8 protein-coding genes are annotated in these 9,255 nt (G+C 67.9%); 7 read left to right on the top strand and 1 reads right to left on the bottom strand.

Going from position 1 to position 9,255, the window contains the following annotated elements; genetic code table 11:
• Window positions 1–237 precede the first annotated feature (237 nt).
• Window positions 238–1,059, bottom strand: a complete 822-nt coding sequence (locus ACFWAY_RS37335; RefSeq protein WP_378514082.1) for an IclR family transcriptional regulator C-terminal domain-containing protein — start codon at window positions 1,057–1,059, stop codon at window positions 238–240.
• Window positions 1,060–1,458: 399 nt separating this feature from the next.
• Here ACFWAY_RS37335 and ACFWAY_RS37330 point away from each other — a divergent pair, with 399 nt between their 5' ends.
• From ACFWAY_RS37330 to leuD, 7 genes are all read left to right on the top strand, one after another.
• Window positions 1,459–3,054, top strand: a complete 1,596-nt coding sequence (locus tag ACFWAY_RS37330; RefSeq protein ID WP_378514081.1) for a bifunctional 3-(3-hydroxy-phenyl)propionate/3-hydroxycinnamic acid hydroxylase — start codon at window positions 1,459–1,461, stop codon at window positions 3,052–3,054.
• Between the two features lie 3 nt (window positions 3,055–3,057).
• Window positions 3,058–4,188 carry an alpha/beta hydrolase family protein gene (locus ACFWAY_RS37325; protein ID WP_378514080.1) on the top strand — a complete coding sequence of 377 codons (1,131 nt, stop codon included), beginning with the start codon at window positions 3,058–3,060 and terminating at the stop codon, window positions 4,186–4,188.
• Entirely contained in the window at window positions 4,185–5,552 is a 1,368-nt protein-coding gene (locus ACFWAY_RS37320) for an amidohydrolase family protein (RefSeq protein ID WP_378514079.1), read from the top strand. Before ACFWAY_RS37325 ends, ACFWAY_RS37320 begins: the two co-directional genes overlap by 4 nt.
• A 47-nt stretch (window positions 5,553–5,599) precedes the next feature.
• Window positions 5,600–6,796 carry a CaiB/BaiF CoA transferase family protein gene (locus ACFWAY_RS37315; RefSeq protein WP_378514078.1) on the top strand — a complete coding sequence of 399 codons (1,197 nt, stop codon included), beginning with the start codon at window positions 5,600–5,602 and terminating at the stop codon, window positions 6,794–6,796.
• On the top strand, window positions 6,793–7,617 hold the full coding sequence (locus tag ACFWAY_RS37310) for a citryl-CoA lyase (RefSeq protein WP_378514077.1): 825 nt from the start codon (window positions 6,793–6,795) through the stop codon (window positions 7,615–7,617). The genes ACFWAY_RS37315 and ACFWAY_RS37310 overlap by 4 nt, the downstream gene beginning before the upstream one ends.
• Before the next feature lie 38 nt (window positions 7,618–7,655).
• Complete coding sequence (locus tag ACFWAY_RS37305; RefSeq protein WP_378514076.1) at window positions 7,656–8,519, top strand: dioxygenase; 864 nt, start codon at window positions 7,656–7,658, stop codon at window positions 8,517–8,519.
• Between the two features lie 96 nt (window positions 8,520–8,615).
• Window positions 8,616–9,239, top strand: coding sequence for a 3-isopropylmalate dehydratase small subunit (gene leuD / locus ACFWAY_RS37300; RefSeq protein ID WP_378514075.1), 624 nt, complete (start codon window positions 8,616–8,618; stop codon window positions 9,237–9,239).
• Window positions 9,240–9,255: the final 16 nt, after the last annotated feature.

Here is a 9,255-nt window from a genome sequence, read left to right as displayed (position 1 = left end):
CGGCCTCGAAGAACCATAGGGGGACGGCGTCGACGGGCGACCACCACACCATTTTCAGCCCGGAACGGGCGTCCCACCAGGGACAATTTGGCTAGATGTCAGTAATTCGAGGCTGAACTGTGAGAGAAGCGGACACCTCACTCAGAGTCAGCGGTCCAGCATCGGATGTCAACAGGACCTGGAAGGAACGGGGCCCTCGATCTCGCCCAGCGCCCTCTGACGACCCACGCGGACTGGCTAGACGACTTTTCGTTCCGAGTTTCGTGGCGCGGCTTCGATGGGTCGACGCTGCCATTCCGCCCAGTCGGTGGTGGTTGCGGCGGCGGCGTCGAGAAGGAGCGGGAGGTATTTGTCGGTGAGGGTCTCGACGGATGTTTCGGCGGCGTGCACGGTGACGTTCATGGCTGCGCGGACTACTCCGTGGCCGTCGCGGACCGGCACGGCGATCGAGCGGACGCCGGGGGCGAGGTCCTGGTCGGCGAGTGCCCAGCCGCGTTCTCTGGTCTCGGCGAGCAGATCGTCGATCTGCGACGGCGTGTAGTCGCGCGTCGATAGGCCGGAGCGGCTGGGCTCATCGAGTACGGCGCGTGCGGATTCCGGGCTGAGCGCGGCGAGGAGGACCCTTCCCTGCGAGGTGACCAGGGCGGGGAACCGGGTACCGATGTCGACGCGCAGGGCGATGAGTTTCGGTACGGCCACGCGGGCGACGTAGACGATGTCGGAGCCGTCGAGTTGGGCCATCGAGGACGATTCGCCGGTATGTGAGACAAGTTCCTCGAGGTGCGGCCGGGCCATGTCCCACAGGTTCAGGGCGCCGATGTAGGCCATTCCGAGTTCGAGAACGCGGGGAGTGAGGGTGTAGCCGCTGTGCCCGGAGCGCACGTAGCCGAGCTCTTCGAGGGTGAGCAGGATGCGCCGTGCGGTGGGGCGGGCGAGGTCGGTTTCCTTGGCCACCTCACTCAGGGACATCACCGGCCGGTCGGGGGAGAAGATTTTCAGCACGTGCAGACCCCTGGCCAGGGCCTCGATGAAATCAGGCCCGGTCCCTCGTTCGGCCATTGCGGCCCCCTTCGGTGTGTGTCGTTCGATCTCCAGTATTAGCTCGAGCCGACCCCGCTCGACGATGCCGCATCGGCGTCTGCTCTCACAGTCGACGGACTCTATGACGCTTGACACATCGTTTCGAGCGGGGCATTCTTGAACTTACACCAACGGACCACTGTCCGCTAGACGGACAATAATCTTTTGAACAGCACTTTTGCCGTTGAGAGATCGTTCGGGTGAATCAAAACTGAAGATGTGCAGCGCGACGCCGCGAACGCACCGATGACGGTGAGGCGGCTGAGTTCTCCAAGACGAACCCGGGGAAGGGCATTCGCTGACCCGCGCCCTGCACGAGCACCCACACCCCGCCTGCGGTCGGGCGGACAACGAAGAACCTCGAAAGGATCACCAGCGATGAAAACCTACGACGTCGTCGTCATCGGTTTCGGACCTGTAGGGCAGATGATGAGCACCCAGCTCGGCCAGGCCGGGCACTCGGTTGCGGCATTCGAAGCCCACGAAACCCTCTACGGGCTGTCCCGGGCCGGCCACATGGACGACGAGATCGTGCGCACGCTGCAGAAGATCGGGATCGTCGAGGAGTTCAAGTCCGACGCGGTGCCGTGGGAGATGTATGACATGCGCACAAAGGCGTTCGACGGCGACCTGCTGCTGCGCCTGGACTGGAGCACGACCGGCCCGCACGGGCACCGTGGGCACTGGATCTTCTACCAGAACTACCTCGAGCTCGCGATGAACGGCGCCGTCAGCGAAACCGGCAACGTCGACGTCACCATGGCCACCAGGGCGGTGGGCTTCGAGCAGGACGAGGAGGGTGTCACCGTCACCCTCGAGAGCCGCAAGACCGGCGAACGCACGCAGGTGCGCGCCAAATACCTGGTGGCCGCGGACGGGGCGAACAGCTCCATCCGCGAAGCCCTCGGCATCAAGAGCTGGGTCGGCAACTGCGACTACGAACAGCTCGTGGTCGACTGTAAAGAGAAGCACAAGTTGAACTTCGAGTTCGACAACGGCCAGTTCGCCGATCCGGCCCGACCGGGCTGCCTGTTCCAGCTCGGTGCCCAGCATCACCGCTGGGAATGGACCCTGCTGCCCGGTGAGAAGCCGGAAGACTTCACCGAAGAACGCGTCTGGGAGTTGCTGTCCCCGTGGGTGGGACCCGACGACGTGGAGATCCTGCGCCGCCCGGTCTACCGGTTCCGCGAGGTCGTCGCCGAACACTGGCAAGACCGGCGGGTCTTCCTCGCGGGCGATGCCGCCCATGTGTTGTGGCCGTTCGCCGGCGAGGGCATGTGCAACGGCATCCGCGACGCCTCGTCGCTGGCCTGGCGATTCGACCTGGTGCTCAAGGGGCAGGCGTCCCCGCAGATCCTCGACAGCTACACCGCCGACCGCAAACCCATCTTCGTGGCATGGATGAACCTCTCCCGTGAGATCGGTCTGCCCTGCGTCGTCACCGATCCCGCGATCGCCGAGATGCGCGATCAGGGCATGAAGGCGGCACTGGCGGATCCGTCGCTGATCCCGCCGTTCCCGCAGATCCCCGGCCCCACCTCCTTCGTCCGCCCCGACGACCCGACCGCCGGCACGGTCGGCTACCAGGGGATGGTGCAGGTCGACGGATCGACCGGCCTGTTCGACGACCTCGTCGGCAAGGGCTGGGTGCTACTGACCACCGACGCCGCCGCCCTGACGTCGTTGACCGACCGGCAGCGCGACTTCGTCGACCGGATCGGCATCGTCACCGCCCACGTCGGCGCCCTCGGCTCCGGCGCCCCGGTGATCGACGTGGACGGCACCTACAGCACCTGGCTGACCGAACTGGGCCGTACCACCGTCCTGGTCCGACCCGATTTCTGGCTGTTCGGCAGTGTGGCCGACCCGGCCGATGCCGGCCTACTGCTCGACTCGCTGGCCGACGGCTTCGCCGGCCGCTTCCCCGCCCCCGCACCGGTTCCGCAGCCCGACGCCCAGCCCGCCACGGTCTAGGCGATGACGAATACCGAACACGACACCACCGCCGCCGCCGACACCGCGCCGTGGCAGGCGGAGGTCGACGCCCACAAGCGGGCCATGCCGCTGCAGCGGCTGATCGGCAACGGCATGGACTACGCCGACGTGACCGAGCTGTACGGCCTCGCCGACTCCGGGGTGCCCTGGGCCGACGCCGGCGCCCGGGTCGGCGCGCGGATCGCCGCAGGCGCTGCGGACGCGGCGGCGGCCGGGCACCTGCTCACCGCCCGCGCCGACTATTTACGCGCCAGCGCCTGTTACCGGGTCGGGCAGGTCCCGCTGCCGGACACCGATCCCCGCAAGAAACCGATGTACCACAAGCTGATCGAGTATTACGGGGCCGCAGGCGCTCTCGCCGATCCGCCGGTCGAGCACGTCGGAATCGCGTACCAGGACGCCGAACTGCGCGGCTGGTTGCTCCGCCCGGCCGGGGTGAGCAGACCGCCGGTGGTCATCGTGATGGGCGGGTTCGACGGGTGGCGCGAGGAATACCACGTCGGGGCAACGTATCTGCTCGCCCGCGGGGTGGCGGTGCTCCTCGTCGACGGCCCCGGCCAGGGCGAAACCCGGGTGCTGCAGGGCCTGCACCTGACCCAAGGAGTGGAGAAGGCGTTCTCCGCGATGGTCGATCACCTGCAGGCCGACGAGCGGTTGGCGGACCGGGTCGGTATCTGGGGCAACAGCATGGGCGGATTCCTCGCCGCCCTGGTCGCCGCCACCGACCCCCGGATCGCGGCGTGCGCCGTCAACGGCGGCACCGTCCGGCCGGCGGAGATCCTCGACCGCTACCGCCGGTTCATCACCAAGGTGCAGGCCCTGCTGGGCATTTCCGATCCGGACGAGGCCCGGTCGGTGATGGAGACCTTCGTGCTGACCGAATCGGCGCTGTCGGCACTGACCTGCCCGCTGCATGTCATGCACGGCACCCCCGATCAGGTGTTCCTGATCGACAGCGCCCGCGCCCTCTACGACGGTGCCGGATCGACCGACAAGACCTGGAGTGAGTTCCCGGACGGCGATCACTGCATCTACAACCACTCCCACGACAAGCACACCCGCATCGCCGACTGGTTCGCCGACCGGCTCAACGACGAAGGAGACCCCCGATGACCAGCGCGAAGACCACCGAGGTTCCGCAGGGCCGCATCCTGATCCAGGGCGCGCACCTGCTCACCCAGGACGACGAGCTCGGCGACTTCATCGGCGACGTCCTCATCGACGACGGCAAGATCGTCGAGGTCGGCTCCTCGCTCGATGCCACCGGCGCCACCGTTATCGACGGCACCGACCGCGCCGTGCTGCCCGGTTTCGTCGACACCCACCGGCACACCTGGCAGGGCGCGATCCGTCAGGTCGGCACCGGCTGGGACTTCCCGAAATACCGTCAGCACATCCAGGTGACCTGGGGCCCGCAGTTCGCCCCCGAGGACGTCTACATCGGCAACCTCGTCGGTGCGCTCGGTGCCCTCGACGCCGGCATCACCACCCTGCGCGACGAATCGCACATCCAGAACAGCCCCGAACACACCGACTCCGCGATCACCGCGCTGCGGGACTCCGGCATCCGCGGCGTCTTCGCCTTCGGGTGGCCGTCGATCGACTCGAACAAGTGGATGCTGCGCGGCGAGGCCACCCACCCCGAGGATATCCGGCGGGTGCGATCGGAGGTGCTGGCGGACGACGACGCCCTGGTCACCCTCCAGGCCATGCTCCGCGGACCCGAGCTGTCCACCCTCGAGGTCACCACCCAAGACCTCGCGATGGCCCGCGAACTGGGCATCCGGTCGAGCATGCACGTCGGCAACGGGCCGTGGGGGCCGCAGTTCCGCGGCATCGGGTCCCTGGGCGATGCCGGACTGCTCGGGGAGGACCTGCTGTTCATCCACTGCTGCACGAGCGATGACGAGGAACTGAAGATGCTCGCCGATTCCGGCGGCCACGCCTCGGTCTCCGCGGCGGTCGAGGCGGTCCTGCCCGGTCTCGGTGCCCCCGCCACCGGACGCCTGCTGGCCAACGGGATTCGGCCCAGCCTGAGCATCGATACCGAGGCCTCGGTCGCCGGGGACATGTTCAACGTCATGCGCGCCGCCTTGTCGGCGCAGAACGTGGGCATCAGCATCGACCCCGCCACCTACGACACCCTGCCCGCCTTCACCCCCGCCGACCTGCTGGCGATGGCCACCATCGAAGGCGCCCGCGCCTCGGGCCTGGACCACAAGACCGGCAGCATCACCGTTGGCAAGGACGCCGACCTGATAGTGCTCCGGCTCGACGACGCCAACCTGCTGCCCGCCAACGACGTTGCCGCGAGCATCGTCGGTGCCGGGCACCCCGGCAACATCGACACCGTCCTGGTGGCCGGGCAGGTCCGCAAGTACCAGGGGCGGCTCGTCGGCCTCGACCTCGGCGGCATCCGCCGGCGCGCCGAGGCCTCCCGGGACCGGCTGTTCGCCTTCGACCTCGTCGAGGGCTGACCCGCTCCCACCGGACCCCGCCGGGGTCACTCGAAAGGAAATGTCACGTGAGCTCGCAATCCACGACCGGTCCGCGGCCGCCGCGGCCCCTCGACGGCATCGTCATCGCCGACTTCTCCCGGGTCCTCGCCGGCCCCTACGCCACCATGCTGCTCGCCGACATGGGCGCCGAGGTGATCAAGGTCGAAAGCCCCGGCGGGGACGACACCCGATCCTGGGTGCCCCCGGTCCGCCCCGACGGGGTCTCCACCTACTACTCGGCGATCAACCGGAACAAGAAGTCGATCGTCCTCGACTTCAAGGACCCCGACGACCTCGCCGTCGCCCACGCCCTCTCTGCCCGCGCCGACATCGTGGTCGAGAACTTCAAGCCCGGGGGCCTCAAGCGGTTCGACCTCGACTACGACTCGGTCAAGGAACGCAACGAGACGGTGATCTACTGCTCGATCAGCGGATTCGGCTCCGCCGAGGGCGCATCCCTACCCGGGTACGACCTGATCGTGCAGGCGATGTCGGGGTTGATGAGCCTGACCGGCGACCCGGACGGGCCCGCCTACCGCGCCGGGATCAGCGTCTTCGACGTGATGGCCGGTCTGCATTCGACGATCGGAATCCTTGCCGCCCTGCGGCACCGGTCGATGACCGGCAAGGGCCAGAACATCGAGACGAGCCTGCTCGCGTCGGCGATGAGCGGGCTGGTCAACCAGACCTCCGCCTACGTCGCCGGTGGGGTCACCCCGAACCGGATGGGCAACGCCCACCCGAGCCTGTTCCCCTACGAGCCGCTGCCGACCGCGGACAACGATCTGATCGTCACCGCCGGCAACGACGGCCAGTTCCGCAAGCTCGTCGAGGTCCTCGGCGTTCCCGAACTGGCCGACGACGAACGGTTCGCCCGCAACGCCGACCGCACCGAGCGGCGGGAGGAACTGCGCCCGTTGCTCGTCGAACGGCTGAAAACCCAATCGGCGGAGCACTGGTTCGCCAAACTCAACGAGGTCGGCGTCCCCAACGGGCCGATCAACACCATCGCCCAGGGCGTGCAGTACGCCGAGAAGCTCGGCCTGGCACCGATCGTGCAGGTCGGCCCGGCCGGGCAGAGTGTGCCCGGGGTGCGCAACCCGATCTCGTTCTCGGGAATCGAACCCCGCTACGACCTGGCCCCACCCACCCTCGGCCAAGACACCGACGAGATCTGCTCCTGGCTGGCCGCCACGGCAGCCGCAGCGTACGGAGAGAAATGACCACCACCGACCCCACCACACCCCGGTACCCCACCTCCCTGGGCACCTCCACCGCCACCGAAATCAACCTCCTCGGCCACGACCTGGCCGGCGATCTCATGGGCAAGGTCGGCTTCGGGGAACTCGCCTTCTGGCTGGTCGCGATGCGCCGACCCAGCCCCGGGGAACTGCGGGTCTTCGAATCCGTCCTCGTCGCCCTCGCCGACCACGGGTTCACCCCCACCGCCATCGCCGCCCGGGTGACCTACCTCAGCGCCCCCGATTCCCTGCAAGGGGCGATCGCCGCCGGTCTGCTCGGCGGCGGCTCCCGCTTCCTCGGCGTCACCGAGGACTGCGGACAGTTCCTGCACACCGCCCTGAACGCCCACGAAGGACCGCTGCCGGCAACCGAGGAGGAGTGGGACCAGATGGCGCTCGATGCCATCGCCCGCCAGAAGAAGCTCGGCAAACACGTTCCCGGCCTGGGCCATCCCAACCACAAGGACGGCGACCCCCGCACCCCCGTGCTGATCGGCATCGCCACCGAGGAAGGGCTACGCGGCCCGCACCTGCGACTGTTCGAGGCGATCGGCCGGATGAGTGAACGCGGCGTCGGACGCGCTCTGCCGCTCAACGGTGCCGGGGTGTGCGGGGCCGCCCTGGCGGATTTGGGTCTGCCGGTCGAACTGCTCCGCGGCTTCGCCCTGCTGGCCCGGTGCGCCGGGTTGCTCGGCCAGATCGCCGAAGAACGCCGCAACCCGATCGCCCACGACATCTACATGAGCGTCGACCGCAACGCGGTCTACGTCGACCCCGACACCACCGCCGATCCGGCCCACTGACCACCCTATTCACGAAACTGACATTCAAGGAGACGACGATGGCCTTCGTCAACGAGGACAACATCACCGACCTCGCCATCAAACGGTGGTCCACCGCCCGGTCCCCGCGGGTGGCCGAGCTGATGACGGCGTTGGTGCGACACATCCACGACTACGCCCGCGAAGTGGAGCTGACCTCCGACGAGTGGATGGCGGCCATCGAATGGCTCACCGCCACCGGGCAGATCAGCAACGACAAACGCCAGGAGTTCATCCTGGCCTCGGACGTGGTCGGGCTGAGCATGCTGGTGGTGCAGATGAACAACCGCTTCGCCGAACAGGCCACCCCGGCCACGGTCCTCGGACCGTTCCACATCGACGGATCCCCGCCGGCCCCGTTCGGCTTCGACATGTCCGAGGGCATCGCGGGCACCCCGCTGTTCATCACCGGCAAGGTCACCGGCACCTCCGGCACCCCGATCCCCGGCGCCGTCCTCGATGTCTGGCAGGCCGACGCCTCGGGCACCTACGAAGCGCAGATGCCCGAGATCGACGAAGCCCGCCTGCGGGCGAAGTACCAGGCCCGCGAGGACGGCACCTACTGCGTGCGCACCATCGCCCCGCTCGGCTACACCATCCCGATGGACGGCCCGGTCGGCACACTCATCGAGCGGACCGAGATCAGTGAGTACCGGCCCGCGCACGTGCACTTCATGTTCGAGCAGCCCGGATACAAGAAACTGATCACCCACCTGTTCCAGAAGGACACCGACTACCTCGACAGCGATGTCGTCTTCGGCGTCAAGGACGCGCTGATCGTGCCGTTCATCGAGCACGCCCCCGGCCCGGCCCCGGACGGGCAGGTCATGGAGGAGCCGTTCCTCATCGCAAACTTCGACTTCGCCCTCCAACCCGCCAGCTAGCGGCGTCCCCCGCACTTGCCGGCCGGGCCTCTCCCCGCGGAGCGCCTGGGCCCGGCCGGCAACCCCCCTGTCCCGTCACCCTGGAAAGGCCCCTCCATGGAGCCGTTTCACACCTGCACCGCGATCGCAGTGCCGCTGCGGCGCAGCAACGTCGACACCGACCAGATCATCCCGTCGAAGTTCATGAAACGCATCACCCGCACCGGCTACGACGACGGACTGTTCGCCCAGTGGCGCACCAAGCCCGACTTCGTCCTCAACACCGCCCCGTTCAATCGGGGCCGCATCCTGATCGCCGGACCCGACTTCGGCACCGGATCCTCCCGCGAACATGCAGTCTGGGCACTGTGGGACTACGGATTCCGGGCCGTGCTCTCCGCCCGATTCGCCGACATCTTCCGCACCAACGCCGGCAAAGCCGGTCTGCTCTGCGCCGAAGTCCCCCAACCCGACATCGAACGCCTGTGGAAAAGCGTCGAGGCCGAACCGGCCCGGCCCCTCACCGTCGACCTGCGAACATGCACCATCACCACCGGAACCCACACCATTCCGTTCGACATCGACGACTACACCCGCTGGCGCCTACTCGAAGGCCTCGGCGACATCGACCTCACCCTCCGCCACGCGGCCGTGATCGACGCCTACGAGCGTTCCCGACCGCGATGGAAACCCACCACGTCAGCAGGCCACGAGGCCACCGAAGGCACTCGCCCAACCTGACTGTCGGTCTCGGTGG

Source organism: Rhodococcus sp. NPDC059968 (assembly GCF_042738615.1).
In the GTDB taxonomy this organism is placed as follows: domain Bacteria; phylum Actinomycetota; class Actinomycetes; order Mycobacteriales; family Mycobacteriaceae; genus Rhodococcus_F.
The sequence above is the reverse complement of the archived record's forward strand: the minus strand, read 5'-3'. Positions and strand labels throughout refer to the sequence as shown.

What these genes read in the sequence shown, in the direction of transcription:
- ACFWAY_RS37335 (WP_378514082.1), bottom strand. Translation starts at nt 1,059, where the DNA reads ATGGCCGAACGAGGGACCGGGCCTGATTTCATCGAGGCCCTGGCCAGG.
- ACFWAY_RS37325 (WP_378514080.1), top strand. Translation starts at nt 3,058, where the DNA reads ATGACGAATACCGAACACGACACCACCGCCGCCGCCGACACCGCGCCG.
- leuD (WP_378514075.1), top strand. Translation starts at nt 8,616, where the DNA reads ATGGAGCCGTTTCACACCTGCACCGCGATCGCAGTGCCGCTGCGGCGC.
- ACFWAY_RS37305 (WP_378514076.1), top strand. Translation starts at nt 7,656, where the DNA reads ATGGCCTTCGTCAACGAGGACAACATCACCGACCTCGCCATCAAACGG.
- ACFWAY_RS37310 (WP_378514077.1), top strand. Translation starts at nt 6,793, where the DNA reads ATGACCACCACCGACCCCACCACACCCCGGTACCCCACCTCCCTGGGC.
- ACFWAY_RS37320 (WP_378514079.1), top strand. Translation starts at nt 4,185, where the DNA reads ATGACCAGCGCGAAGACCACCGAGGTTCCGCAGGGCCGCATCCTGATC.
- ACFWAY_RS37330 (WP_378514081.1), top strand. Translation starts at nt 1,459, where the DNA reads ATGAAAACCTACGACGTCGTCGTCATCGGTTTCGGACCTGTAGGGCAG.